This window comes from Microbacterium phycohabitans, from assembly GCF_032464935.1.
Taxonomy (GTDB): domain Bacteria; phylum Actinomycetota; class Actinomycetes; order Actinomycetales; family Microbacteriaceae; genus Microbacterium; species Microbacterium phycohabitans.
Window position 1 is genome coordinate 418,683 of the sequence record NZ_JAWDIT010000004.1, and the last position, 26,222, is coordinate 444,904.

The following is a 26,222-nucleotide window of genomic DNA, read 5'->3' on the forward strand; positions in this document are numbered from 1 at the left end:
GATTCGTCGGGAGGGTGCGGTGCCGTGGGCGGTCGTGGCGGGGCGCGACCGCCCACGGGGTCGTCAGCCGGCCAGTGTGCTCTGCAGGTCGGTGATCATCTGGTTCCACGTCGAGACGGGCTCGGCACCGGAGATGATCTGCGCCTCGGCGGCGTTCCACAGGTCCCAGACCGACCCCATCTCGGGGATCGACGGCATGGGCACGCCGTTCTGCGCCGATGCGAGGAAGCCCGCGATGATCGGGTCGGAAGCGACCTCCTCACCCAGGGCGGTGTAGGCGGGGATGCGCGGATCGGCCTCGTACAGGGCGCGCTGGGCGTCCTCGGTGCCGAGGTAGTTGACCAGGAACTCGGTCGCCAGCAGCGCGTTCTCGCTCTGCGAGCTCAAGTAGAAGCCCTGCACGCCGACGAACGGGGCCGCGGTCTCGCCGCCCGCGCTCGGGATCGGATTGACCGCGACGTCGATGCCGTCGAAGGCGCTGATGGCCCAGGGGCCCTGGATCGTGTAGGGCGCCTTACCGGTGGCGAACAGCTCGTTGTTGATGTCGTAGTCGATCGTGGTCGAGAGGAACCCGGCCTGCCCGTTGGTCGACAGCCACTGCGCGAACGCCTCGCCCGCGGCTCCGCCCATGCCCACGTCGGACGTGTACGACCCGCTCGTGTCCTGCACGAAGACGGGGGCGCCGAACGAGGTCTGCAGCCCGTACATGGTGTACCCGTCGCCGGTCTCCCCGGCGGTGTTGATGACGAAGGGCCGCTCCGCACCGGAGGCCTGCCCTCGCTGGATCATGTCGTCCCACGTGGGGGGAGCCTCGCTGCCCACGAGTGCCGTGTTCTGCACGAGGGCGACGGTCTCCAACGAGTAGGGCAGGGCGTAGAGCTGTCCGTCGTAGGTCATCGCCTCGAGGGCGACGGGTTCGAAGTTCGACGCAGTGTCGCCGAGGTCGATCGTGTCGACGACGCCGGCCGCGACCAGTGCCCCGAGCCAGTCGTGCGCGCCGACGGTGATGTCGGGGCCTTCGCCGGTGGGGACCTGGGCGATGAAGTCGTTGCGGAGGTCTTCGAAGTTCTTCTGCACCAGGCGCACGGTCGCGCCGGTCTCCTCCTCGAAAGCGGCCGCCGCGTCGGTGATCGCCTGCTCGCGCTCCGCGTCGGTCCACACGACGATCTCGGGGCCGTCGGCCGCGGGGGCGGCGTCGCCGCTCGAGCCGCTCCCGGTGCAGCCGGTCAACGCCAGGGCCGTGACGGCGAGGATGCCCGCCGATCCGAGCAGCGCGCGTGCGTGTGCTGTCCTGCGCATGAGAATCCCTTTCTGTTCGACCGCAGCCTTTGCGGTCGGGTTCGGTTCGACCGCGGTCGTCGCGCTCGAAGTGGGGGGGTGCCGACGACCCGCGTCGATGCGGGTCCGGCAAGTGCTCAGCGGGTGGCTTCCTCCGCCCGGTCGGTGCGGACGACGGCGATGCCCCCGGCGGGAACGGTGACCGACCCGTCGGTGGCGGCCCCGGTGAGCAGTTCGGTGCCGTCCAGCTCCAGCTCGACGGTGTCGCCGCGGTGGTTCACGACGAAGGTGAAGTCGTGGGCCGCGCCGCGGCGCACCACGACCTCGCAGCCCGCGGGTGCGGAGGATGCCGCGATCCCGGCGTCGACGTAGGCCGCGGCGAGCGTTGCGGCCAGGCCGTCGGCATCCAGGCTCGTCGACACGTACCAGCCGGAGCCGGAGCCCTGGCGGTGGCGCGTGATGGCCGCGCGGCCCGCGGCGGGGCCGTCGGCGTAACGCGCGACGGTCTCGGCCCCGCAGACCAGGAGGTCCTCCGTCCAGGACCGGGCCGTCAGGCGGGAGCCGTCGGCGCGCTCGAGGGTGACGGCCTCGCCTTCGCGGAGCGGCAGGAATTCCTCGACGCGAACGCCCAGGACCTCGGCGAGGGGCGCGAGGTACCCACCGGCGTGCACGGCGTCGTTCTCGTCCACGATGCCGGAGAAGAACGACACCACCAACGTTCCGCCGCCCGCGACGTAGGCGGCGAGATTCGCGGCATCCGCGCTCGTGAGCAGGTATTGGGCGGGGGCCACGACGAGGCGGTACCCGGACAGATCGTGGCCGGGGAGGGCGAAGTCGGCGGTGACGCCGTCGCGCCACAGCTGTTCGTAGTACGCGCGCACCTGCGCCTGGTGGGTCACCTCGACCGAGGGGCGCCACTCGAGATCCTGGGCCCAGAACGACTCGAAGTCCCACAGCACGGCGGCTTCGGCTTGCACGCGCGCACCGCGCACCTCGCTCAGGCGGCCCAGTGCGTCGCCGAGATCGACGACCTCGCGCCAGACGCGCGAGGCGGTGCCGGCGTGGGGGAGCATCGCCGAGTGGAACTTCTCGGCCCCCGAGCGTGAGGCGCGCCACTGGAAGAAGAGAATCGCGTCGGCGCCGCGCGCGAGATGCGTGATCGAGTTGCGCGCCATCTCGCCCGGGCGCTTGGCGACGTTGCGTGGCTGCCAGTTGACGGCCGACGTCGAGTGCTCCATCAGGATCCACGGTGCGCCGCCGCCCACCGAGCGCGAGAGGTCGGCGGCGATCGCGAGGCCCACGTGGCCCTCGGGGTCGGCGGCCCACAGGTAGTGGTCGTCGGAGACGATGTCAACCTCGCGGCCCCAGGCCCACAGATCGGTGGTCCAGCTCTGGTTCGCCATGAAATTGGTGGTGATCGGCTGCGACGCGTGGGCGCGAATGGCGTCGCGCTCGATGCGGAAGCATGCCCGCAGCTGGGCGTCGGTGAAGCGGGCGAAGTCGAGGCGCTGCGCGGGGTTGACGACGCTGGGCGCGTCGGCCGGAGCGCCGACGTGCTCCCAGTCGGTGTAGTGCTGTCCCCAGAAAGCGGTGCCCCAGGCGGTGTTGAGGGCGTCGAGCGAGCCGTAGCGCTCGCCGAGCCAGGTGCGGAACGCCGCGACGGAGGCGGGGGAGTAGTCCTCTCCCACGGGTACGCCGTACTCATTGTGGACGTGCCACAGCACGACCGCGGGGTGGGTGGCGTAGCGGGCGGCGAGCGCGTCGGCGATCCGGGCGATCGCGGCGCGGTACGCGGGCGAGGAGTGCGAGGCCATGCCCCGGGAGCCGAAGCCCATGGTGCGCCCATCACGCGTGACGACCCGCGCCTCGGGGTGGGCGTGGAAGAACCACGCGGGCGGCGACGCGGTCGGCGTGCCGAGGTCGACGTGGATGCCGTTGGCGTGGAGCAGGTCGAGCAGGTCGTCGAGCCACGCGAAATCGAACTCGCCCTCGGTCCGCTCGATGAGTGCCCACGAGAAGATGCCAACGCTGACGAGGTTCACCCCGGCCTCGCGCATGAGCCGGACGTCCTCGTCCCACACCGCGCGGTCCCACTGCTCGGGGTTGTAGTCACCGCCGTAGGCGATGCCGTCGAGAGCGGGCCAGGGGATAACGCGGGTCATGACACTCCATCGGATCTTCGGTCGGTCGGACTGGGACCGGTCACAGCCTCCGATGGGCGCGAGGGATGACGCAACGTCATCGACGGGTTCGTTACCCAACTGTGACCGGTCCCAGTCGCAGCCGTGTCGACGCTCGAGGCGGCGCTCCCGGCCGATAGCATTCCCGCATGGAGCAGACCCCGACCGTTCGTCGCAAGCCGACGATCCGCGACGTGGCGGCGGCCGCGGGAGTCTCCCGCGGAACGGTCTCCCGCGTGATCAACGGCGGGCACTGGGTCTCGCCCGACGCCCGAGCCGCGGTCGATGAGGCCATCCGGCGCACCGGCTACACGGCCAACCACGCCGCGCGGAGCCTCGCCACCGGCCGCGCCGGCTCGCTCGCTTTCCTCATGACCGAGCCCCAGCACCTGCTGTTCGACGACCCCACCTTCGCGCTGCTGCTGCGCGGTGCCGCCGAGGCGTTGTCGAAGCGCGGCATGACCCTCGTGCTCCTCATCGCGGGAACCCCCGCCGAGCGGGCAAACGTCGCCCACTACGTCAGTGCGGGCCACGTCGACGGCGTCCTGCTGATCTCGTCGCACGAGGCCGACCCCCTTCTGGAGTCGTTGCTGGATGCCGGCATCCCCACCGTGGCGTGCGGGGTGCCCCTCGGGCACCACGCTGAGGTGCTGAGCGTCTCGGTCGACGAGGCCGGATCGGCCCGCGCCATGACGGCGCACCTGCGCGCCCAGGGGCATCGGCGCATCGCCATGATCGCGGGCCCCGACGACACGCCGGGGGGACGCTTCCGCCTCGTCGGCTTCCGGGAGGAGATGGGGGTCGACTTCGACCCGTCCCTGGTCGAGGTGGGGGACTACTCGCTCGAGTCCGGCGCGACCGCCATGGAGCGACTGCTCGCGCGCTCACACGACATCGACGCGGTGTTCGCGGCATCCGACCTCATGGCCGCGGGCGCGGTGCAGGCCCTGCGGCGGGCGGGACTGCGCGTGCCCGCCGACGTCGCGGTCGCGGGTTTCGACGACTCGGGACTCGCCGCCACGCACGAGCCGCCCCTGACGACGATGCGCCAGCCGTGGGAGCAGCTCAGCGAGCGCATGGTCACGCTGCTCCTGGACGCCATCGATGGGCGCGCGGTCGAACCGGTCGTGCTCCCCACCTCTCTGGTCGTGCGCGCCTCCGCCTGATCCCCGTCATGCGACCGGGCCGACAGCGGGCTCCCCGTAGAATCTTCAGGTGACTTCCGGCCGATCCTTCTACATCACGACGCCGATCTACTACCCCAGCGATCTGCCCCACATCGGGCACGGGTACACGACCGTGGCGGTCGACACGCTCGCGCGCTGGCACCGCCAGGCGGGCGATGACACCTGGATGCTGACCGGCACCGACGAGCACGGCCAGAAGATGCTGCGCGCGGCCGCCGCCAACGGCGTCACCCCCCAGGAGTGGGTCGACAAGCTCGTCACCGAATCGTGGTTCCCGCTGCTCGAGACGCTCGACGTCGCCAATGACGACTTCATCCGCACCACGCAGCCGCGCCATGAGGAGCGCGTGCAGGAGTTCGTGAAGGCGCTCTTCGACCGTGGCTACATCTATGCCGGCGAGTACGAGGCGCTGTATTGCGTGGGCTGCGAGGAGTTCAAGCCCGAGGCGGAGATCGTCGACGGCACCGGCCCCTTCGAGGGGCTCAAGGTCTGCGCCATCCACTCGAAGCCGCTCGAGCTGCTGCAGGAGAAGAACTACTTCTTCAAGCTCAGCGAGTTCCAAGACCGGCTGCTCGAGCTCTACAAGACCGAGCCCGACTTCGTGCGGCCCGAGTCGGCGCGCAACGAGGTCGTCTCGTTCGTCCGCAGCGGACTGAAAGACCTCTCGATCTCGCGTTCGGCGTTCGACTGGGGCATCACCGTCCCGTGGGACCCCTCGCACGTCATCTACGTGTGGGTCGACGCGCTGCTGAACTACGCCACGGCCGTCGGCTACGGCAACGACCCCGAGCAGTTCGCGCGCCGCTGGCCCGCGTTCCACGTGGTCGGTAAAGACATCCTGCGCTTCCACGCCGTCATCTGGCCGGCCATGCTCATGGCCGCCGGTCTCGACGTGCCCCGCGGTGTCTTCGCACACGGCTGGCTGCTCGTCGGCGGCGAGAAGATGTCGAAGTCCAAGCTCACCGGCATCGCGCCGACCGAGATCACCGACGTCTTCGGCTCCGACGCGTACCGCTTCTACTTCCTCTCGGCGATCGCGTTCGGTCAGGACGGCTCCTTCTCGTGGGAAGACCTCTCCGCCCGCTACCAGGCCGAACTGGCCAACGGCTTCGGCAACCTGGCATCCCGCACCGTCGCGATGATCTCGAAGTACTTCGACGGCGTCGTTCCGCAGGCCGGCCCCTCGACCGAGCTCGATCTCGCGATCCAGAAGGTGGTGGCGGATGCCGCGAGCACCGCCGACGCCGTCATCGAGCGCTTCCGCATCGACGAGGCCATCGCCGCGATCTGGACCATCGTCGACGCGCTCAACGGCTACATCACCGAGAACGAGCCGTGGGCGCTCGCCAAAGACGAGGCTCAGCGCGAGCGCCTGGGCACCGTGCTCTACACCGCGGCCGAGGGGCTGCGCGCCCTGGCGGTGCTGCTGTCGCCGGTCATGCCGGAGTCGACCGCGAAGCTGTGGGTCGCCCTCGGTGCCGAAGAGGGCCTCGGCGCGCTCGCCGCGCAGCCGATCCGCGAGGCCGGCGCGTGGGGTGTCCTGCGCCCCGGGGCGACGGTCACTGCACTGACGCCGCTGTTCCCGCGCGTCGAGCAGGCATGACGCAGATGCCCCGCGAGTCGGCGGCGGCCGCCGAGCCAGCCGAAGCGTCCGCTGCTCCCGGCTCCACCCCGGTCGATCGCCCGCGCGGAACGATCGACGGCGGCGACCCCAGCCAGTACGTCCGCGAGCGCTCGACCGACGGTCGCCGCGACGTGAGCTACCCGCCCGCGCCCGAACCTCTCGGCATCCCGGTCTACGACAACCACACCCACCTCGAGATCGAGGACGGCGACACCGGTCTCTCCCTCGACGAGCAGCTCGAACGCGCACTCGCCGTGGGTGTGCACGGCGTCGTGCAGGCGGGCGGCGACGTGGATTCGTCGCGCTGGTCGGCGTGGGCCGCGCGGTCGCACCCCCGCGTGCTGGCTGCCGTGGCCATCCACCCCAACGAGGCTCCCGTCTACGAGCGGGCTGGAGAGCTGGATGCCGCGATCGCGGTCATCGACGAGCTCGCGGCCGAGCCGCGGGTGCGCGCGATCGGCGAGACGGGCCTGGACTTCTTCCGCACCGAGGCCGACGGCATCCCGGCCCAGATCCGCTCCTTCGAGGCGCACATCGCCCTCGCGAAGAAGCACGCGATCGCGATGCAGATCCACGACCGCGACGCCCACGACGCCGTGCTCGAGACCCTTCAGCGCGTCGGTGCCCCCGACAAGACGGTGTTCCACTGCTTCTCCGGCGACGCCGACATGGCCCGCATCGCCGCCGACCGCGGCTACTACCTGTCGTTCGCCGGCAACGTCACGTTCAAGAACGCTCAGAACCTGCGCGACGCCCTCGCCGTCACTCCGCTCGATCGCATCCTGGTCGAGACCGACGCACCGTTCCTCACCCCCGCGCCCTACCGCGGTCGCCCGAACGCCCCGTACCTCATCCCGGTCACGTTGCGTTTCCTCGCCGCCGTACTCGGAACGGATGCCGACGAACTCGCCGCCCAGGTCGCGGCGAACACGCTCGCCGTCTACGGCGCGTTCGAGGACTGACCCGCGCGGCGCTTGCGTCGCCGCGACGTGTTGGCTCGCGGCCGGCGCCTCGCGGCGTGTGCCCGCGTGTGCATGAAGTCAGCGATTCGCGCATCCTCCGCCGTCGGTGCCTGGATGCCGCTGACTTTGTGCGCATCGCGGAGGTTGTGCGCGGACCGGCGCAGGCGCCGGCACGCGAGGCGCCGGAACGCGAGAGGCCGGCACCCCACGGGCGCCGGCCTCTCGGCATCCGGATTCAAGCGGTCGGAATCAGGCCTTCGCCTTGGCCTTCTTCACGAACAGCGTCTCGGTCTGCTCGAGCTCCATGCCCTTGGTCTCGGGGATGCGCAGCAGCACGTAGACGAACGACAGGGCGGCGAACAGGGCGTACATGCCGTAGGTGAGCGGCAGCGACCAGCTCGACATCGCCGGGAACGACACCGTGATGGCGAAGTTGGCGATCCACTGCGCACCGGCGGCGACGCCGAGCGCCTTGCCGCGGATGCGGCTCGGGAAGATCTCGCCGAGCAGCACCCACACCAGCGGGCCCCACGAGGCGCCGAAGCCGACGACGAAGACGTTCGCGGCGACGAGCGCGACGCTGCCCCACGGGGCGGGGAGAGAGACGTCCTGGCCCGAGCCGGTCGCGAACGCGAACGACAGGGCCATCGCGCCCAGCGACACGGTCATGAGCAGCGACCCGGTGATGAGGATCGGTTTGCGGCCGACACGGTCGACCAGGAAGATCGCGACGAAGGTCACGACGACGTTCGTCACCGAGGTGATGACCGAGATGAGCAGCGAGTTGCTCTCGTCGAAGCCCACGGCCTTCCACAGCGTGGTCGAGTAGTAGAAGATCACGTTGATGCCGACGAACTGCTGGAACATCGACAGCAGGATGCCGGTCCAGACGATGCCCTGCAGCCCGAGCACGGGCCCGCGCAGCGAGACGTTCTTGTTCTTGCGGTCGGCCTCGATCGTGCTCGAGAGGTCCTTCATCGTCTTGTCGAGGTCGGCGGGCGGCACGAGGCGCGCGAAGATCGCCTTGGCCTCGTCCTTCTTGCCCTTCGCGAGCAGGTAGCGCGGCGACTCGGGAACGGTGAACGACAGGATGCCGTAGACCGCCGCGGGGATCACCCCGACCAGGAACATCCAGCGCCAGGCCTCCAGACCCAACCAGAACTGGTTGGCCGCACCGCCGGCGGAGTTCGCCAACAGAGCGTCCGAGAGCAGGGCGCCGAAGATGCCGAGCGTGATCGCGAGCTGCTGCAGCGATGCGAGAGAACCGCGGATCTGCCGGGGAGCGACCTCGGCGATGTAGGCGGGAGCGACCACCGACGCGATGCCGATGCCCAGTCCGCTCATCACGCGCCACAGGATCAGGTCGGGGACGCTGAAGGTGAGGGCGGCGCCGATGGACGAGACGAAGAACAGCACCGCCCCCAGCAGCATGACCTTGAGGCGACCCCACCGGTCCGACAGCGCGCCGGCGATGATCGCGCCGACCGCGCACCCGAGCAGCGCCACGGCCACGACGAATCCGGTCAGCACCTGCGAGAGCTCGAAGTTCCCCTCGATCGCGTCGACCGCGCCGTTGATGACCGACGAGTCGAAACCGAAGAGGAAACCGCCGACCGCCGCGGCGACCGACAGGCCGATGGCTCGTCGCCCGTAGGGGCTTCTCAAGGTGAAGGCGTTTGCGGGGATCGACTGTGTGTGACTCACCCGAACACGCTACTCCCGGCTCGCGCTCGGCAAGGGTTCTGGCGGAGCCCTGACTACAGTGGAACAATGCCCGTTTCCCTCCTCGGTGCCGCCGAGATCCGTCGACTCGCCGCCGACCTCGACGTCACCCCCACCAAGAAGCTCGGGCAGAACTTCGTCGTCGACGCCAACACGGTGCGCAAGATCGTGCACGCCGCCCGGGTGACGGCATCCGACCGCGTCGTCGAGATCGGGCCCGGCCTCGGATCCCTCACCCTGGCGATCCTCGAGACCGGCGCCTCCGTCGTCGCCGTCGAGATCGACCACCGACTCGCCGAGCGCCTTCCCACCACCGCGGCCGCGCACGACGTGCCCGAGGGGCGCCTCGAGGTCATCGACGCCGACGCTCTGCGCGTCGACGAGCTGCCGGGCGAGCCGAGCGTGCTCGTGGCCAACCTGCCCTACAACGTGTCGGTGCCGGTCCTCCTGCACTTCCTCGAGACGTTCCCGTACCTGCAGCGCGGTGTCGTCATGGTGCAGGCCGAGGTGGGGGAGCGCCTCGCCGCGCCTCCCGGGTCGAAGGTCTACGGCGCGCCGAGCGTCAAGGCCGCGTGGTACGGGTCGTGGCGGCTGGCCGGCACCGTGTCGCGCCAGGTGTTCTGGCCGGTTCCCAACGTCGACAGCGTGCTGGTGGCCTTCGATCGGGATGCCGAACCCCGCGGCACCGAGGAGCACCGCCGCCGCACCTTCCAGATCGTGGATGCCGCCTTCCAGCAGCGCCGAAAGATGCTGCGGCAGGCGCTCGCGGGCGTGCTGGGCGGCACGGCCGCGGAGGCGTCGGAGCGCCTGCAGGCGGTGGGTGTGGATCCGACGCTGCGCGGCGAGCAGCTGACGGTCGACGACTACGCCCGCATCGCCGCCGTCTGAGCGGCCGCGGCACCCGCTCCTTGCCGCTGCGCGCGCTCCCGGCCGCGACGTCCGGTCCCTGCCGCGACGCCCGTTCTCGGCCGCTGCGCCCGCTCGCGCGTGCACAACGGCGGGCGGAGCCGGCGACACGCCGCGGGGCGCCGGCGGGTGCACGGCGTGTCGGGTGGGACATCCGCCGTTGTGCACGCCCGCCCTCGAGGCCGCGCGCCCGTCTGGGACGCCGGCCGTGTCCGTGCGACAGCCGATGGACCCGCGACGACGGCGTCGACGGCAGCGACGGCAGCGACGGCATGACGGCGCGTGACGATGCGAGGCGAATTCTCGCCGTGTTCATCACATGTTCCTGAAACATGCCGGTAACATTTCGAGCCAACCGGGAGCATCACGCCGGTGACGAGGTCGTACCCGACGGCCCGAGAGGAACGAGATGCGTTACGCCGAGTACCCCCGTGCCGAGCGAGTGCTGGTGCACCTGAGCGACACCCACCTCCGTGCCGGCGGTGCGCCGCTGTACGACGACGTCGACTCCGAGGCGTATCTCGCCCGGGCGGTCGCGGCGATCGAGGCCTCCGGCATCCGTCCGAACGCCCTCGTGTTCACCGGCGATCTGGCCGACTTCGGCGAGAGCGATGCGTACAATCGCGTCGCCGCCCTCGTCGAGCCGCTCGCCGAGCGCCTCTCCACGCGCGTGGTCTGGGTGATGGGCAACCACGACGACCGCGCGGCTTTCCGCTCCCGCCTGCTGCCCGGCGATGCGGCCGCCCCGACGGCCCCGGTCGACCGCGTCGACGAGTTCGACGGTCTGCGCATCATCACCCTCGACACCTCGGTCCCCGGTGCGCACCACGGCGAGGTCGCCCCCGAACAGCTGCGGTGGCTGGCCGAGGTGCTCGCCACCCCCGCGCCCCTGGGCACCATCCTCGCGATGCACCACCCGCCCGTGCCGAGCGTCCTCGACCTCGCCGCCTCGGTCGAGCTGCGCGACCAGCGGAGCCTGGCCGAGGTGCTGCGCGGATCCGACGTGCGCGCGATCCTCGCGGGGCACCTGCACTACTCGACCTTCGCGACTTTCGCCGGCATCCCGGTCTCGGTGGCCTCGGCCACCTGCTACACGCAAGACCTGATGGTGCCCGTCGGGGGCACGCGGCCCCAGGACGGCGCGCAGGGCTTCAACCTCGTGCACGTCTACGACGAGACGGTGGTGCACTCGGTCGTGCCGCTCGCCGCCAGCGAAGCCCTTCAGTACGTGGATGCCGAGGAGTCGCAGCGACGGCTGCGCGACGCCGGCGTGGTGATGCCGGCGTCGCGGGCGTTCAGCGGACCGGTGTCGCCGCCGACGACGCCGTTGCCGATCCTTCGCTGACCGCGGTCTTCTCCCACGGCGCGGCGACGGGGAAATACCGCTCGAGGCACGCGCGCAGCGCGGGCACCCGCACCTCCTCGGGGATCTCGGGCACGCTGCCGTCGTTGAGGCAGAACATGTCGGTGTCGCGGCGCGACACGAGGCGCTCCATCGTGCGGAGCGAGTCCAGCTGCGTGGTCTGCACGTAACGCGTGCGGGGCTGGCTCGTGATGACCGCGCGTCCGGTGGCGAGGGCGTAGTAGTGGTACAGGCTGTTGGTCACCGAGATGTCGGTCGCGGATCGGAACCGACTGGCCGCGGTGCGGGCGTAGTCGTCGGCGAACTCGCGCTCGAGTTCGAACGCGACCGAGCGACGCAGCGGCGTCGCGCAGTGCTCGAGGTCGAGCGTGATGACGCGACCGAAGCGCTCCTTCAGCAGCGCTCGGTTCACGCGCAGGCCGTTGTCGTGGCCGGAGCGGTCGATGTGCGCCGGACCGCTGCCGATGCGCACCCCGCTCTCCACGAAGCGGCTCACGCCACCGCCGCTGAAGAACAGCTCGGGGGTGACCGGGCGCCCGAAGAACATGTCGTCGTTGCTGTAGAGGAAGTGCTCGGCGAGGCCCGGGATGCGGTGCAGCTGCGCCTCGACGGCGTGCGAGTTGTGCGTCGGCAGCACCGACGGGTCGGCGAAGAACTCCTCGCTGCGAACGATCGTGACCTTCGGGTGATCGGCGAGCCATTCGGGGGTGGGGGAGTCGGTCGCGATGAAGATGCGGCGCACCCACGGCGCGTACATGTGGACGCTGCGCAGGGCGTAGCGCAGTTCGTCGACCTGGCGGTAGCGGGCGGCGTTGTCGTCGCCGTCGCCGACGACGTAGCCCTTCATGCGGGCCGCGCGCTGGCGCTGGAACTCGCTCGAGGAGCCGTCGACCCACGAGAAGACCATGTCGACGTCGGCGGTGAACTCGTTGGGGTGCGCGTCGAACATGCCCGACACGGTCGTCCAGCGCCGTCCGTAGCGCTCGACCTCGACCAGGTCGAGGTCCGCCGCGGCGAAACGACGACGCGTGAGGGCGCTGGGGCGGGGGGCCTCGATCGTCTGCTCTCCGAAGCGCCAGAGCTCCAGACGCGGCGCGAGGGAGGCGCCGTAACGGTACGAGCCCTCGGTCGAGGTGCGGGGGCGGAAGACGGCGTAGGCCTGGACCGAACCGGCGGAGGGGTTCACGCTGTGCGCGGGCACGGGGTCTTCGCCTCGGGCCTTGAGGTAGAACGGCCCGAGCTCCGGATCGCGCAGCGCCGCGAGCGCCGCCTCGGCATGTGCGGTGTCGACCACGAGCTTCGGGCGGCGGTTCGCGTCGCGCACGAGCAGCACGCGGAGCCCGGCCGCCTCGATGGCGGATGCCGCGGTGAGCAGGTCGTCGCGCTCGGCGATCGAGGGGGTCGAGGTGTCGTCGACGACGTGCAGGATGCCGTCGTGCATCCGGATATCGGAGCGGGAGAGCAGCGCGCGCCAGGGGTCGGTGTCGATCGACAGGGGGACCATCGGGCGCATACTGCCTCCTCGGGGGTAGGTGACGGGTCCCGGACACCGTAGGGTTCCGGGGTTACGAAGACGTTTCGGCGGCGGCGCCGAACGGCGGGGAGCGGAGCGCTACTGTCGAAGAGTGACTCTCATCGCTCGCTCCGGCCCGGTCTGTCCCGAACCGCTGTGCGAGCGGCGGCGGGAAGCGGGCCGACGTTCCAGTTTCGCACACCCCGACACGGTTCGTCGCGCGGCGGGGAAGGGGCACCGATGAACGGCCTCACCCCAGCGTCCGTGCGCGTGCGCGCCCCCGGGAAGATCAACGTCTTCCTCGAAGTCGGCGACGTACAGGACGACGGCTACCACGAGCTCGCGACGGCGTTCCAGGCCGTCTCGCTCTACGAGGAGATGGTGGCCACCCCGTCCGACGACATCACGATGTCGGTCACCGCGAAGGGCCCGGTCGACATCGAGGGCGTGCCCACCGACGAGCGCAACCTCGCGGTCCGAGCGGCGCAGCTCCTCGCTCGCGCGGCCGGTGTCGATCGCGGCGCGCACCTCGCGATCCGAAAGGCCGTGCCCGTCGCCGGCGGAATGGGCGGCGGCTCCGCCGATGCGGCGGCCGCCCTCGTCGCGTGCGACGCCCTGTGGGGTCTCGGGATGCCGACGAGCGAGCTCGCCCGCCTGGCGGCCCACCTCGGCGCCGACGTGCCCTTCGCCCTGCTCGGCGGCACCGCCGTGGGCACCGGTCGCGGTGACGAGCTGAGCCCGGCGCTCGCCCGCGGACGCTTCGACTGGGTGCTGGTGCCCAACGAGGTCGGGATGTCGACACCCGTCGTCTACGGCGAACTCGACGCCCACCGCGAGCGCCACGCGGTCGACATCGGTCCCGCTCGGCGTGTTCCCGCGGTCGACCCCGACGTGCTGCACGCGCTGCGTCAGGGGGATGCCGAGATGCTCGCCGCGACCCTGCGCAACGACCTGCAGGCCCCGGCGCTGCACCTGCGGCCCGATCTGGCGCGGGTCCTCGAACGCGGCGAGAGCTCGGGCGCGCTGGCGGGACTGGTCTCGGGATCGGGTCCGACCCTCGCCTTCCTCGCCGCCGACGAGTCGTCGGCCATCGATCTGCAGGTGACACTGAGCGCCGCGGGTCTCGTCGCCCTGCACGTCCACGGTCCCGTCCCCGGCGCGCGCGTGGTCTGACGGCGTCACGGCTCCCGGTCCCTTCGACGAGCTCAGGGACCTGGGATGCGACAGAGGTGGCTGAGCCTGTCGAAGCCACTGGTACCCGTGCGCTCCCGGTCCCTTCGACGAGCTCAGGGACCTGGGGTGCGGCGGAGGTGGCTGAGCCTGTCGAAGCCACCGGTAGGCGTGCGCTCCCGGTCCTCGACAAGCTCAGGGACCTGGGTGCACCGGTAGGCGTGCGGGCCGGTCCCTTCGACAAGCTCAGGGACCTCGGATGCGGCGGAGGTGGCTGAGCCTGTCGAAGCCACGGGGGCGCGGCACGGCCACAGTCGCCGTCGCGGGCCCCGGCGGCCGCGGCACCATAGCCCAGGTCGACACACGGGGCAATCTTCCGCTGACCGGTTCCGCACCTCGCTAGCCTCGACCGAGGTGGATCGTCACCCGTGGGCGCTGTGCCCGCGGGGCGCCACGGAGGGGGTTACCCATGAAGGCAGTGCTCGACGGCGTCGTGATCGCCGAAGCCGACCGCGACGACCTGGCCTCGATCGAGGGCAACTGGTACTTCCCGCCCCAGGCGGTGCGCGAGGGTGCTCTCCAGAAGAGCCCCACGGCGTACACGTGCCCGTGGAAGGGAGCCGCGCAGTACTGGAACGTCTCCCTCGACGGCGCCGAGCTGAAGGACGGCGCGTGGTCGTACCCCGACCTTCGTGACGGAGCGGTCGAACGGGTCGGAAAGGATTTCGCCGGCTACGTCGCCTTCGACCGCAAGGTCGTGGTCTCCGACTGAGGCGGCGATACGCATGATCGAGTTCTCGGCCGTCTCCAAGGTCTTCCCCGACGGCACGCGCGCCGTCGACGACTTCCACCTCGTCATCCCCTCGCGCAAGACGACCGTCTTCGTCGGCTCCTCCGGGTGCGGCAAGACAACCCTACTGCGCATGATCAACCGCATGGTCGAGCCCTCGTCGGGCACGATCTCGATCGACGGCGACGACATCGGCGGAAAGGCGGCGGTGCAGCTGCGTCGCAGCATCGGCTACGTCATGCAGAACTCCGGGCTCCTGCCGCACTTCACCGTCGCCGACAACATCGCCACGGTCCCCGTGCTGCAGGGGCAGAACCGCAAGACGGCGCGCACGCGCGCGCTCGAGCTGATGAAGACCGTCGGTCTCGACACCGCCATGGCCGACCGCTACCCGAGCCAGCTCTCGGGTGGTCAGCAGCAGCGCGTGGGCGTCGCCCGTGGTCTCGCCGCCGATCCGAACATCCTGTTGATGGACGAGCCCTTCGGCGCGGTCGACCCGATCGTGCGAGACGAGCTCCAGCAGGAGCTGCTGCGCCTGCAGAGCGAGATCGGCAAGACCATCGTCTTCGTCACCCACGACATCGACGAGGCGTTCCTCCTGGGCGACCAGGTCGTCATCCTCGAGAAGGGCGCCAAGATCGCCCAGGTGGGCACCCCCAGCGAGATCGTCGAGAACCCCGCGAGCGACTTCGTCGCGAGCTTCATCGGCGCGGTCAAGGGCAAACGTGCGCTGCACCTGAAGCAGACCCCGACGGGCACCGTCGTGGTGGATGCCGAGGGTCGCACGCAGGGCGCGCTCGTGGAGGATTCCCACCCGTGAACTGGGTCGGCAACAACCTCGACCTCATCGGGCAACTGACGCTGGTGCACCTGCGTCAGAGCCTGATCGCCCTTGTCGTCGGATTCGTCATCAGCATCCCGCTCGGCTGGGTCGCGTGGCGGTATCGTCTGGTGCGCAGCGGTGTCATCACGATCACCGGTCTGCTGTACACGATCCCCTCGCTCGCGCTGCTCATCCTCGTCCCGGTGGTGACGGGCTGGTACAGCATCGTCAGCGAGACGAACCTGATCGTCGCGCTGGCCATCTACGCCGTCGCGATCCTCGTGCGGGCCGTCGCCGACGGGCTCGATTCGGTGGATGCCGGCGTCCGTCAGGCGTCGACGGCGATCGGCTACGGCTCGTTCCGGCGCTTCTGGGCCGTGGAGTTCCCGCTCGCCGGCCCCGTCGTGCTGGCGGGACTGCGCGTCGCCTCGGCCAGCACGATCGCGCTGGCCACGGTCGGCATCCTGGTCGGCATCCAGAACATCGGTTACCTCTTCACCAACGGCCTCCAGCGGCGCATCATCCCGGAGGTGTTCGCGGGTGTCATCGCCGTGGTGGTCCTCGCTCTGGTCATCGACCTGCTCCTCGTGATCGCCGGACGCCTGCTGATGCCGTGGACGCGGCGGGCGGCGGTTCCGTCGGCGCGACGCACCCGGACGGCGGTGGCCGCATGAACCTCCTCGGCGACGCCATCGGGTGGATCTTCTCCGGCGACCCCGGCCGCGGATTCGACGCCATTCCGCTCGCGATCGGCGTGCAGCTGCTCTACACCCTCATCGCCGTCGTCATCGCGGGCGTCATTGCGATCCCGCTCGGGTGGTACATCGGCCATACGGGCAAGGGACGCGAGATCGCCGTCGCAATCTCGGGGGCGGCGCGCGCGATCCCGTCGTTCGGCCTGCTGATCCTGCTGACGCTGCTCCTCGGCGTGCTGCACAAGCCCGAGGCGGCGGTCATCTCCTTCGTCGTGCTCGCGATCCCTTCGCTCCTCGCGGGGGCGTACACCGGCTTCGAGGCGATCGATCGCCGCGTCATCGACGCCGGCCGGTCGATGGGCATGACCGAATCGCAGATCCTCTGGCGCATCGAGGTGCCGCTCGGACTCCCGCTGCTGGTCGGCGGTATCCGCGCCGCGACCCTGCAGGTGCTGGCGACCGTCACGATCGCGGCCTACATCGGTCTCGGCGGGCTCGGGCAGTACATCATCGCCGCCATTCCGCTCCGGCGCTTCGACATCCTGATCGGCGGCGCGATCCTCGTCGCCGTGCTCGCCCTCGTCATCGACGGGCTGTTCGCCCTGCTGCAGCATCTCGTCGTCCCCCGCGGCATCCGCGCCGCCGGCTCCGCACAGCCGCAGCGGCGCTCCGCGCGCCAGCGCCGCGCGGAGGCCATCGCCGTCGGTGCGCACGCGTCGCCGGCCGCGACCTCCTGACCCACCCGAATCCCGCATCACCAGAAAAGAGAGCACCCATGTTCACAGCACGAACCCGGAAGGGCCTCGGCGTCTTCGCCGGCCTCGCTGTCGCCTCCGTCGCCCTCGCCGGCTGCAGCGGCGGCTCGAGCGACCCGCTCAGCAACGGCGGCGGCGACGCCTCCGCGTCGTCCGACACCATCGTCGTCGGTTCGCAGGCGTACTACTCGAACGAGATCATCGCCGAGATCTACGCTCAGGCCCTCGAGGGTGCCGGCAAGACGGTCACGCGCCAGTTCCAGATCGGCCAGCGCGACGCCTACATCCCGCTGCTCGAAGACGGCACCGTCTCGGTGTTCCCCGAGTACACCGGCAACCTCCTGCAGTTCTTCGACGCCGAGACCACGGCCCGCACCGCGGACGACGTGTACGCGGCCCTGCCGGAGGCGCTTCCCGAGGGCCTCGAGGTGCTCGATCAGTCCGAGGCCACCGACCAGGACTCGTACACCGTGACCGCGGCGTTCGCCGAGGCGAACGGCCTCACGAGCATCGCCGACCTGGCCAAGGTCACCTCCGGCGTCACCCTGGGCGGCAACGCCGAGCTCGCCGAGCGCCCCTACGGTCCGACCGGACTGCAGTCGACCTACGGCGTGAACGTGCAGTTCTCGCCGACCGGTGAGACCACGGTCGACGACCTCGTCGCCGGCACCATCCAGGTCGCCAACGTCTACACGGCCGACCCCCGCATCCAGACCGACGACCTCGTCACGCTGACCGACCCCAAGGGTCTGTTCCTCGCGTCGAACGTCGTCCCGGTGGTCAACTCGAGCATCGCCTCCGAGGTGTCCGACGTGCTGAACAAGGTCAGCGCGGCGCTCACCCCCGAGGGCCTCGTCGAGCTGAACGTCAAGTCGACCGTCGACCAGGAGTCGACCGCCGACATCGCCAAGGAGTGGCTCGCCGCCAACGGCTTCTGAGCCCACCCCTCCGCGCAGCGGGGCCGTCCGGTCTTCCGGGCGGCCCCGTCGTGGTTCCGGGGGAGGGTCGTCCGGGGGTGCGGGCGGCTCCGCCGCTGACGCGGCACCGACGGCATCCTCGCGAGACGGCGTCATCCTGGCATCCCGCGTCATCCGGCGCGAGTCGTCACCATGGCGCCGTCTCGCGGTTCGGCGATGGCGCCTCCTCGTCCGCGGATCGAGGGCGGGCTCTCCCGTCTCGCTCGTCGAGGCCGGCGGGACCCCGCGCACCGCGTAGCCTGGGACGGATATGGCACATCTGCTCGGGGGCGAAGCCCTGCACCTGGAATACCCGACCAAGGTCGTCTTCGACTCCGTCTCGCTCGGCGTGAACGAGGGCGACCGCATCGGCATCGTCGGTCGAAACGGCGACGGGAAGTCGAGCCTGCTCGGCATGCTCGCCGGCATCCGCGAACCCGACGGCGGACGCGTGACCGTGCGCGGCGGCGTCACGGTGGGGGTGCTCGACCAGCAGGACACGCTCGACGATGACGACACGATCGGGCACGCCGTCGTCGGCGACCGTCCCGAGCACGAGTGGGCGGGTGACCCGCGCACGCGCGACGTGATCGCGGGCTTGCTCGGAGACCTTCCGTGGGACGCACGGCTCGGCGACCTCTCCGGTGGCCAGCGCCGCCGCGTCGCCCTGGCGAAGCTGCTCTCGGGCGACTGGGACGTGCTCTTCCTCGACGAGCCCACCAACCACCTCGATGTCGAGGCCATCACCTGGCTCGCCGGTCACCTCAAGAAGCGTTGGGCCCCGTCCGCGGGCGGGCTCCTGGTCGTCACCCACGACCGGTGGTTCCTCGACGAGATCTGCACCGCGACCTGGGAGGTGCACGACCGCATCGTCGAACCCTTCGAGGGCGGATACGCGGCGTACATCCTGCAGCGGGTCGAGCGCGACCGCCAGGCGGCATCCATCGAACAGCGCCGGCAGAACCTCGCGCGCAAGGAGCTCGCGTGGCTGCGCCGCGGGGCTCCGGCGCGCACGTCGAAGCCGAAGTTCCGCATCGACGCGGCGAACGAGCTGATCGCCGACGTCCCCGAGATCCGCGACAAGGTCGCCCTGCAGTCGCTCGCTGTCGCGCGCCTGGGCAAAGACGTCGTCGACCTTCTCGACGCGGGTGTGGCGTTCGGCGACAAGACGGTGCTGAAGGATGTCGAGTGGCGCATCACTCCGGGCGAGCGCACCGGCATCCTCGGAGTGAACGGCGCCGGCAAGTCGACGCTGCTCAGCCTGGTCACCGGCTCGCTCGAACCGACGAGCGGCCGCGTGAAGCGCGGGAAGACCGTGAAGGTCGCGACTCTCACCCAGCGTCTCGACGAGCTCGATCAGCACCTGAACGACCCCGTTCGCGTCGTGATCGCGGGGCTGCGCACGACGTACGCCTTCGGGTCGGGATCGAAGGCGCAGGAGCTCACCCCGGGGCAGTTGCTCGAGCGTCTCGGGTTCTCGAGCGCGCAGCTCTCCACTCCCGTCAAAGACCTTTCCGGCGGCCAGAAACGGCGCCTGCAACTGCTGCTCGTCATCCTCGACCAGCCCAACGTGCTGATCCTCGACGAGCCCACCAACGACCTCGACACCGACATGCTGGCCGCCATGGAAGACCTGCTCGACTCGTGGTCGGGCACGCTCATCGTCGTCTCGCACGACCGGTACTTCCTCGAGCGCGTCACCGACCAGCAGTACGCGATCCTGGATGCCAAGCTCCGCCACCTTCCCGGGGGAGTCGACGAGTACCTGCGCCTGCGGGCGCTGCAAGATGCCGGGCCCTCGCGCGACGCGGCATCCGGTGCTTCGCCTAACGCCGCGGGACTGCAGGGCGCCGATCTGCGCGCGGCGCAGAAGGAGGCCTCGGCCGCCGAGCGCAAGATCGAGAAGCTGCAGCAGCAGATCGACCGGGCCAAGGCCGCCCTCGCCGACCACGATCAGGCCGACTACGTCGGTCTCGGCAAGGAGATGGAGCGCATCAGCGCGATGGAGACCGAGCGCGACGAGCTGGAGGGGCGCTGGTTCGAGCTCACCGAGGCGATCGGCTGATCTTCGCGTACCGTCCCACGCCGTGTCGATCGGTGGAGTTTCCCCCGGGACGTGGATAGCGTGGCTTGTCGTGCTCGGGGGGCGAGCACAGAGATGGAGACGCATGTCCGACGATGCCGAGCGCTTCTACGAGCTGCACGACGACATCATGCGCGAGGCGCGCGCCTCCGAGGATGCGGCGGCGACCATCGCGTCGGCGCAGGCGGGGATCACGCAGTGGCCGCAGATCGCGACGAGCTGATGAGTGCGTCGAGCACGCCTCCCGAGGACGTCATCCGGACGACGCGTCCCCGAGTGACGGGGATCCTGGCGATGGTCCTCGCGGTGATCCTCGTGCTGGTGGCGGTCGCGTGGTTCCTGGTGGGGGCTCCGGCTGTCGGTCCGGCCGTGGCCTGTCTCCTCCTCGCCGTCGTCAGCGCCGTCATCGGGGGACTGTCCCTCCGGGTGGCCGCGGGACGTCGCGACACCCTGCCGTCGACGGGTCCGCTCACCCTGCTGACGGTCCTCGCCTTCGCGATCGGATTCGTCGGCGCGGGACTGGGCATCGTGCTGGGCGCCATCGGCTCCTCTCCGGGCGCCATCGGCGCGGGGGTGACGACGTTCGTCCTCGGCATCCTCGTCGCGGTTCAGGGAGTCCTCGTCTACGGTGCCGCGCGGAAACGCGCCACCTGACGAGGATGCCGCGGTCGTCTCGCGCGACCGTCGACGGCGAACACCGCCCGGACGATCGCGCGAGCCGTACCCGGCACCCGCGTCGCGCCCCGTGACGATCGACCGGTGTGCGGGCAGGGCTTCCGGGGTCAGTGGATCGCGTACTCGAGGATCGCGATGAACACACCCAGGCATGCGGTCGCGAACCCGCCGACGAGCCGTCCGAAGAGCCGGGCGCCCCGGCGTCGGTAGGCGCTGTATCCGAGCAGGAACAGCACGAGGAACGTCGACCACATCGACAGGTCGGAGGCGTCGTCGATCGACATGCCGGTGATCCCGGCGTACACGAGCACGAGCACCGACGGCACGGAGGCGTAGAGCATGCCGGCGCCGTGGCGCATGCCCTCGCGCGTGGCGTGCCGGAGGCCGTGGTCGGCGTGCTCGGTGAGGGTGTGGGCGAAGACGTGGGCGATGAAGAAGACGACGAGCGAGGTCGACGCGCTCAGCAGCACCTCCCACACCGACTCGGCGTGGTCGTCGGCGATCGTCACGAAGGCGGCGAACACGATCAGGCCGTAGATCGCGGCGGGGGAGCGGAAGCGCACGTCGAACCACGCGCGCACGCGCGCCCACCGCGACGGGGACTCGGCGGGCGCGCTCATGCGTCGAACCCCAGGCTGAGCTTGCGCAGCAGCGTCGCGAGTCGCTCGCGGTCGTTCTTGGCCAGGCTCTCCAGCAGGAGCGCCTCGGCGTCGACGAGGCGCGTGATGGCGGCATCCACCCGGACGCGGCCGTCTTCGGTCAAGGTCACCAGGATGCTCCGTCCGTCACCGGGGTCCGCCTCGCGGCGCACGAATCGGCGGGCGACGAGCCGGTCGATGCGATTGGTCATGGTGCCACTCGACACCAGCGTCTGCTGCAGAAGCTGCTTCGGACTCAGCTGGTACGGCTCGCCCGCGCGCCTCAGGGCCGAGAGCACGTCCCACTCCCACGACTCGATGTCGCTGCGCCGGAAGGCCTCCTTGCGGGCGATGTCGAGATGCCGAGAGAGCCGTGCGACGCGCGAGAGCACCTCGAGGGGCGAGAAGTCGAGGTCGGGGCGCTGGCGCATCCACGCATCGACGATGCGGTCGACTTCGTCGCTGTCCCGGGTCACGGTCTCATTATGGCGTTCGTCATCCGGCGGGCCCTCGCGAGGGGGTGGTGTCTGGCAGACTTGACCGGTGCCCGCGGGCACGGTCCGCCGTGGTGTAACGGCAGCACGACAGCCTTTGGAGCTGTTAGGTCCAGGTTCGAATCCTGGCGGCGGAGCATGACATCACCGACCGAGTTGGCCATCGTCGTCCTCGCTGCGGGTCAGGGCACGCGCATGCGCTCCCGTCTCCCGAAGGTGCTGCATCCGGTGGGTGGTCGCCCCCTGGTGGGCCACGTGCTCGACACCGCGGCATCCCTCGATCCCGCGCGCATCGTCGTGGTCGTGCGCCACGAGCGCGAGCTCGTCGCCGAGACCGTGGCGGAACTGGCGCCGGGCGTCGTGATCGTCGATCAGGACGACGTTCCCGGCACCGGTCGCGCGGTCGAGACCGCCCTGGACGCGCTCGACGGCTTCGACGGCGATGTCCTGGTGCTCAGCGCCGACGTGCCGCTGCTGGAGACCGGCACGCTCACGGAACTCCTCGCGACCCACCGCACCGGCGGGACGGCAGCGACCCTCCTCAGCGCGCGCGTCGACGAGCCCTTCGGCTACGGCCGCATCCTGCGCGACGAGTCCGACGCCGTGCGCCGGATCGTGGAGCAGAAGGATGCCACGGCCGACGAGGCCGCGGTCGGCGAGATCAACGTGGGCGTCTACGTCTTCCGCGCAGCGCCGCTGCGCGAGCAGCTCGCGCTGGTCGGGACGGCGAACGCGCAGGGCGAGAAGTACCTCACCGACGTCATCGGACTCCTGCGCGACGCGCAGCTCGGCGTCGCGGCATCCGTCACCTCCGATGCGGCGGCCGCGCTCGGCGTGAACGATCGGGTGCAGCTGTCGGAGGCGGGCCGCACGCTCAACGCCCGCACGGTGCGCCGGTGGCAGCTCGAGGGTGTCACCGTCGTCGACCCGGCCACGACGTGGATCGACGTGACCGCGACCCTCGCTCCCGACGTGACGATCCTGCCCAACACGCACGTGCGCGGGGCGACGGTCATCGCCTCGGGGGCGACCATCGGCCCCGACACCAGCCTGCTCGACTGCGAGGTCGGCGAAGACGCCACGATCACCCGCACCGACGGCACCCTCGCGGTCGTCGAGGCCGGGGCCACCGTCGGTCCCTTCGCGTACCTCCGTCCCAACGCGCGCGTGGGCGTCCGGGGCAAGGTCGGCACCTTCGTCGAGATCAAGAACTCCTCGATCGGCGAGGGCAGCAAGGTCCCGCACCTGTCGTACATCGGCGACACCGAGATCGGCCGCGGCGTCAACCTCGGCGCGGGCACGATCACCGCGAACTACGACGACCTCGCCAAGCACCGCACCGTGATCGGCGACGAAGTGCACAGTGGGTCGCACAACGTCTTCGTGGCGCCGGTTACGATTGGAGCCGGTGCCAAGACGGGTGCCGGTGCGGTGATCCGCAAGGACGTTCCGGCCGGTGCTCTGGCGCTCAGCGTGTCCCCCCAGCGCAACATCGAGGGGTGGGTCGAGAAGAACCGACCGGGCACCGCGGCGGCCGACGTGGTCGCGCGGGCTCGGGCTGAACAGGAAGCGGCCGATGGCTCGTAAGAAGAATCGTGTAGACCTCGACCGCGACAACGGCATCGCCCCCGGGCTCGTCGCCAAGACCAAGAAGCGACTCGTCGTCGCCTCCGGCCGGTCGCACCCCGAACTGGCGAAGCAGGTGGCCGAGCATCTCGGCACCGAGCTCGCCCCCACCGAGCACCGCACCTTCGCCTCGGGCGAGATCTACACCCGTTTCGAGGTGTCGATCCGCGGCTGCGACGTGTTCGTCGTGCAGTCGTTCGGCCCCCCGGTCAACGAGTGGCTCATGGAGCTGCTCATCATGCTCGACGCGCTCAAGCGCGCGTCGGCCAAGCGCATCACCGTCGTGGCGCCGTACTTCCCGTACTCGCGGCAAGACAAGAAGGGCCGCGGGCGCGAGCCGATCAGCGCCCGTCTGGTCGCCGACCTGCTCAAGACCGCGGGCGCCGACCGCATCATGAGCGTCGACCTGCACGCGGCGCAGATCCAGGGCTTCTTCGACGGCCCGGTCGACCACCTCTTCGCCAAGCCCGTGCTGCTCGAGCACTTCGAGCAGGGCCTCACCGGTGAAGACCGCGAGACCCTCACCGTCGTGTCGCCCGACATGGGCCGCGTGCGCGTCGCCGACACCTGGTCCGACAGCCTGGGCGCCCCCCTCGCGATCATCCACAAGCGTCGCGACCCGAAGGTCGCCAACCAGGTCTCGGTGCACGAGATCGTCGGTGACGTGAAGGGCCGCACCTGCCTCCTCGTCGACGACATGATCGACACCGGCGGCACCATCCAGAAGGCCGCGCAGGCCCTCAAGGCTTCCGGTGCCCGCAAGGTCATCGTGGCCGCGACCCACGCGATCTTCAGCGACCCCGCCACGGAACGGCTTCAGGATGCCGCGATCGACGAGGTCGTGGTCACCGACACCGTTCCGCTGCCCGCCGAGCGGCGTTTCGACCGCCTCACGGTGCTGCCGATCGCTCCGCTGCTGGCCCGCGCCATTCACGAGGTCTTCGAGGACGGCTCGGTCACGAGCATGTTCGGCGGAGACGCTTAAGCGCCCGTCCCTTCACGACGCAGCCGTCTCCCCGCGGGGAGGCGGCTGCGTCCGTTTCACCCTGCGAGGGGGCTGAGCGTGTCGAGGCCGCCGGTCCCTTCGACGGGCTCGGGGACCTCCGCCTGGGGGGCGGTTCGGGTCGCGCGAGGTGGCTGAGCGTGTCGAGGCCACCGGTCCCTTCGACGGGCTCAGGGACCTCCGCCTGGGGTGCGGGTCGGTGCGCACGTGAGGTGGCTGAGCCTGTCGAAGCCACCGGCCCCGCGCCGGGCTCAGGGACCTCCCGGGCGATGCGCGCACCTCTTGCGCTCATAGCTCGCGCAAAGGTGTGAACCGGGGAGCGGTGAAGGTCGTGTCCCTATCGTGAGCACGAACGCGCCGCGAGGCACGACCGAAGGAGGACCCTCTTGATCCGCACCACAGCCGTACCCCGTCCCGTCCGCATCGGCACCGCCCTGCTCGGCGTGGCCTGCATCGTGACCCTGGCCGGATGCTCCGGCGGCACCACCGACGCCGCCGCGCCCGCCGAGTCCGCGGCCGCTCCCGCCGCCTCGTCGACGCCCAGCGCGAGCGCAGAGGCGAGCGCCGCAACCGGCAGCGGCTCCTCCTCGACGGGCACCTACACCGACGGCACCTACGAGGCCACGGGGCAGTACGCGACCCCCGAGAGCGTCGAGACGATCGACGTGACCCTGACGATCGCCGGCGACACCGTCACAGCCGTCGAGGTGACCGGTGACCCGCAGGCGGCGGAATCCAAGCGGTACCAGAGCGAGTTCATCGGCGGCATCCAGGACGAGGTCGTCGGCAAGAAGCTCGACGAGATCTCCGTGAGCAAGGTCGCGGGATCCTCGCTGACCAGCGGAGGCTTCAACAAGGCCGTCGACGCCATCAAGACCGAGGCGAAGGCCTGACCGAATGAGCACTCCGACCGCGACGGGATCCACCTGGACCTTCGACGCGATCGGCACGTCGTGGGCGATCGACTCGGCCGCACCCGTGCCGCCGATCGCCCGCGACGCGGTGGCCGCCGTGATCGAGCGGTTCGACCACGAGTGGTCCCGTTTCCGCGAGGATTCTGTGGTCACCGCCCTCGCGGAGGGGCGCACGGCATCCGTCGCCCTTCCCGACGACGCGGATGCCATGCTCTCGCTCTACGACGACCTCGACGTCGCGACGGCCGGGGCGATCAACCCGCTGGTCGGCGACGCCCTCGCCCGCCTGGGTTACGACGCACGGCTGAGCCTGACGCCGGCGGGCGCGCCCGAACCGGTCGCCACGTGGCGCGACCGCCTGTCGTGGTCGCACGGCGCATTGACGCTCGCATCCCCGGCCACGATCGACGTCGGCGCGCTCGGGAAGGGACGCCTCGTCGACCTGGTCGCCGACGTGCTTGCGGAGTACCTCGACGGCGATCTCCTCGTCGACGCCTCGGGCGACCTCGCCGTGCGGGGCACGTCCGTGCGCGTCGGTCTCGAGCACCCCTACGACCCCACGCGCGCGATCGGCGTGGTCACGGTGCAGGACGCCGCCCTCTGCGCCTCGGCGATCAACCGCCGCGCCTGGGGCGACGGACTGCACCACGTCCTCGACGCGCGCACCGGCGCCCCGGTCCGCGCCTACGCGGCGACGTGGGCGCTCGCCGACACCGCGATGCGGGCCGACGCCCTGGCCACGGCGCTGTTCTTCGACGGCGGGCCCGAGCTCTCGGCATCCTGGGATGCAGCGTGGGTGCGCATGAGCACCGACGGACGCGTCGAGTGGTCACCCGGTTTCCCCGGCGAGATCTTCGCCTGATCC

Annotated in this window: 24 protein-coding genes and 1 tRNA gene; 19 read left to right on the forward strand and 6 right to left on the reverse strand. The window is 70.6% G+C overall.

Annotation, left to right across the window (positions count from 1 at the left end; translation table 11 throughout):
- Positions 1-63: 63 nt before the first annotated feature.
- Together RWH44_RS13270 and RWH44_RS13275 are read right to left on the reverse strand one after the other, a co-directional pair.
- The gene (locus RWH44_RS13270) at positions 64-1,299 is read right to left on the reverse strand and encodes a sugar ABC transporter substrate-binding protein (protein ID WP_316004929.1); all 1,236 of its coding nucleotides are present in this window, start codon (positions 1,297-1,299) and stop codon (positions 64-66) included.
- Between the two features lie 116 nt (positions 1,300-1,415).
- Entirely contained in the window at positions 1,416-3,440 is a 2,025-nt protein-coding gene (locus RWH44_RS13275) for a beta-galactosidase (protein WP_316004930.1), read from the reverse strand.
- Positions 3,441-3,607: 167 nt separating this feature from the next.
- Between RWH44_RS13275 and RWH44_RS13280 the strand changes: the two genes are divergently transcribed.
- Genes RWH44_RS13280 through RWH44_RS13290 form a run of 3 tightly spaced genes read left to right on the forward strand, consistent with a single transcriptional unit; the run spans position 3,608 to position 7,231 of the window.
- Positions 3,608-4,624, forward strand: coding sequence for a LacI family DNA-binding transcriptional regulator (locus RWH44_RS13280; RefSeq protein WP_316004931.1), 1,017 nt, complete (start codon positions 3,608-3,610; stop codon positions 4,622-4,624).
- Between the two features lie 49 nt (positions 4,625-4,673).
- Positions 4,674-6,248, forward strand: coding sequence for a methionine--tRNA ligase (metG, locus tag RWH44_RS13285; RefSeq protein ID WP_316004932.1), 1,575 nt, complete (start codon positions 4,674-4,676; stop codon positions 6,246-6,248).
- Positions 6,245-7,231: a TatD family hydrolase gene (locus RWH44_RS13290; RefSeq protein WP_437127295.1), complete on the forward strand. Its 987-nt coding sequence runs from the start codon at positions 6,245-6,247 to the stop codon at positions 7,229-7,231. The genes metG and RWH44_RS13290 overlap by 4 nt, the downstream gene beginning before the upstream one ends.
- A gap of 249 nt (positions 7,232-7,480) precedes the next feature.
- Here the strand turns inward: RWH44_RS13290 and RWH44_RS13295 are convergent, their stop codons facing one another.
- Positions 7,481-8,935 (reverse strand): sugar porter family MFS transporter, encoded by a 1,455-nt coding sequence (locus RWH44_RS13295; RefSeq protein WP_298877142.1) that lies wholly within the window; start codon positions 8,933-8,935, stop codon positions 7,481-7,483.
- Positions 8,936-9,001: 66 nt separating this feature from the next.
- Between RWH44_RS13295 and rsmA the strand changes: the two genes are divergently transcribed.
- Both rsmA and RWH44_RS13305 read left to right on the forward strand, forming a co-directional pair.
- The gene (rsmA, locus tag RWH44_RS13300; RefSeq protein WP_316004933.1) at positions 9,002-9,841 is read left to right on the forward strand and encodes a 16S rRNA (adenine(1518)-N(6)/adenine(1519)-N(6))-dimethyltransferase RsmA; all 840 of its coding nucleotides are present in this window, start codon (positions 9,002-9,004) and stop codon (positions 9,839-9,841) included.
- A 427-nt stretch (positions 9,842-10,268) separates the two neighbouring features.
- Positions 10,269-11,204 carry a phosphodiesterase gene (locus RWH44_RS13305; protein WP_316004934.1) on the forward strand — a complete coding sequence of 312 codons (936 nt, stop codon included), beginning with the start codon at positions 10,269-10,271 and terminating at the stop codon, positions 11,202-11,204.
- Here RWH44_RS13305 and RWH44_RS13310 read toward each other — a convergent pair.
- Positions 11,155-12,735, reverse strand: a complete 1,581-nt coding sequence (locus RWH44_RS13310) for a stealth family protein (RefSeq protein WP_316004935.1) — start codon at positions 12,733-12,735, stop codon at positions 11,155-11,157. The genes RWH44_RS13305 and RWH44_RS13310 overlap by 50 nt on opposite strands.
- A 240-nt stretch (positions 12,736-12,975) precedes the next feature.
- Here RWH44_RS13310 and RWH44_RS13315 point away from each other — a divergent pair, with 240 nt between their 5' ends.
- The 9 genes from RWH44_RS13315 to RWH44_RS13355 all read left to right on the forward strand — a co-directional run bounded on the left by RWH44_RS13315 (position 12,976) and on the right by RWH44_RS13355 (position 20,661).
- Complete coding sequence (locus RWH44_RS13315; protein WP_316004936.1) at positions 12,976-13,908, forward strand: 4-(cytidine 5'-diphospho)-2-C-methyl-D-erythritol kinase; 933 nt, start codon at positions 12,976-12,978, stop codon at positions 13,906-13,908.
- 466 nt (positions 13,909-14,374) lie between these two features.
- Positions 14,375-14,677, forward strand: a complete 303-nt coding sequence (locus tag RWH44_RS13320; RefSeq protein WP_298877155.1) for a DUF427 domain-containing protein — start codon at positions 14,375-14,377, stop codon at positions 14,675-14,677.
- 13 nt (positions 14,678-14,690) lie between these two features.
- Positions 14,691-15,515 carry an ABC transporter ATP-binding protein gene (locus RWH44_RS13325; RefSeq protein WP_316004937.1) on the forward strand — a complete coding sequence of 275 codons (825 nt, stop codon included), beginning with the start codon at positions 14,691-14,693 and terminating at the stop codon, positions 15,513-15,515.
- Positions 15,512-16,192, forward strand: a complete 681-nt coding sequence (locus RWH44_RS13330; protein ID WP_316004938.1) for an ABC transporter permease — start codon at positions 15,512-15,514, stop codon at positions 16,190-16,192. Before RWH44_RS13325 ends, RWH44_RS13330 begins: the two co-directional genes overlap by 4 nt.
- Positions 16,189-16,950 (forward strand): ABC transporter permease, encoded by a 762-nt coding sequence (locus RWH44_RS13335; RefSeq protein WP_298877165.1) that lies wholly within the window; start codon positions 16,189-16,191, stop codon positions 16,948-16,950. Before RWH44_RS13330 ends, RWH44_RS13335 begins: the two co-directional genes overlap by 4 nt.
- 38 nt (positions 16,951-16,988) lie before the next feature.
- A complete protein-coding gene (locus tag RWH44_RS13340; protein WP_298877168.1) occupies positions 16,989-17,906 on the forward strand; it encodes an ABC transporter substrate-binding protein in 918 nt (305 codons plus the stop codon).
- A gap of 289 nt (positions 17,907-18,195) precedes the next feature.
- Positions 18,196-19,989: an ABC-F family ATP-binding cassette domain-containing protein gene (locus tag RWH44_RS13345; protein WP_316004939.1), complete on the forward strand. Its 1,794-nt coding sequence runs from the start codon at positions 18,196-18,198 to the stop codon at positions 19,987-19,989.
- A 103-nt stretch (positions 19,990-20,092) separates the two neighbouring features.
- Entirely contained in the window at positions 20,093-20,230 is a 138-nt protein-coding gene (locus RWH44_RS13350) for a hypothetical protein (protein WP_316004940.1), read from the forward strand.
- Positions 20,206-20,661 carry a hypothetical protein gene (locus RWH44_RS13355; protein WP_316004941.1) on the forward strand — a complete coding sequence of 152 codons (456 nt, stop codon included), beginning with the start codon at positions 20,206-20,208 and terminating at the stop codon, positions 20,659-20,661. The genes RWH44_RS13350 and RWH44_RS13355 overlap by 25 nt, the downstream gene beginning before the upstream one ends.
- 128 nt (positions 20,662-20,789) lie before the next feature.
- On the opposite strand, the gene RWH44_RS13360 is transcribed toward RWH44_RS13355, so the two are convergent.
- A complete protein-coding gene (locus tag RWH44_RS13360; RefSeq protein ID WP_298877186.1) occupies positions 20,790-21,302 on the reverse strand; it encodes a hypothetical protein in 513 nt (170 codons plus the stop codon).
- Positions 21,299-21,751 (reverse strand): MarR family winged helix-turn-helix transcriptional regulator, encoded by a 453-nt coding sequence (locus RWH44_RS13365; RefSeq protein WP_437127300.1) that lies wholly within the window; start codon positions 21,749-21,751, stop codon positions 21,299-21,301. Before RWH44_RS13365 ends, RWH44_RS13360 begins: the two co-directional genes overlap by 4 nt.
- A 128-nt stretch (positions 21,752-21,879) precedes the next feature.
- Here RWH44_RS13365 and RWH44_RS13370 point away from each other — a divergent pair.
- The 5 genes from RWH44_RS13370 to RWH44_RS13390 all read left to right on the forward strand — a co-directional run bounded on the left by RWH44_RS13370 (position 21,880) and on the right by RWH44_RS13390 (position 26,219).
- Positions 21,880-21,951, forward strand: a tRNA-Gln gene (locus RWH44_RS13370).
- Between the two features lies 1 nt (position 21,952).
- Positions 21,953-23,401, forward strand: coding sequence for a bifunctional UDP-N-acetylglucosamine diphosphorylase/glucosamine-1-phosphate N-acetyltransferase GlmU (gene glmU / locus RWH44_RS13375; RefSeq protein WP_316004942.1), 1,449 nt, complete (start codon positions 21,953-21,955; stop codon positions 23,399-23,401).
- Positions 23,391-24,425, forward strand: a complete 1,035-nt coding sequence (locus RWH44_RS13380; protein ID WP_316004943.1) for a ribose-phosphate diphosphokinase — start codon at positions 23,391-23,393, stop codon at positions 24,423-24,425. The genes glmU and RWH44_RS13380 overlap by 11 nt, the downstream gene beginning before the upstream one ends.
- Positions 24,426-24,829: 404 nt before the next feature.
- Positions 24,830-25,336, forward strand: coding sequence for an FMN-binding protein (locus RWH44_RS13385; RefSeq protein ID WP_316004944.1), 507 nt, complete (start codon positions 24,830-24,832; stop codon positions 25,334-25,336).
- Between the two features lie 4 nt (positions 25,337-25,340).
- Positions 25,341-26,219: an FAD:protein FMN transferase gene (locus tag RWH44_RS13390; protein WP_316004945.1), complete on the forward strand. Its 879-nt coding sequence runs from the start codon at positions 25,341-25,343 to the stop codon at positions 26,217-26,219.
- The last annotated feature ends 3 nt before the right edge of the window (positions 26,220-26,222 follow it).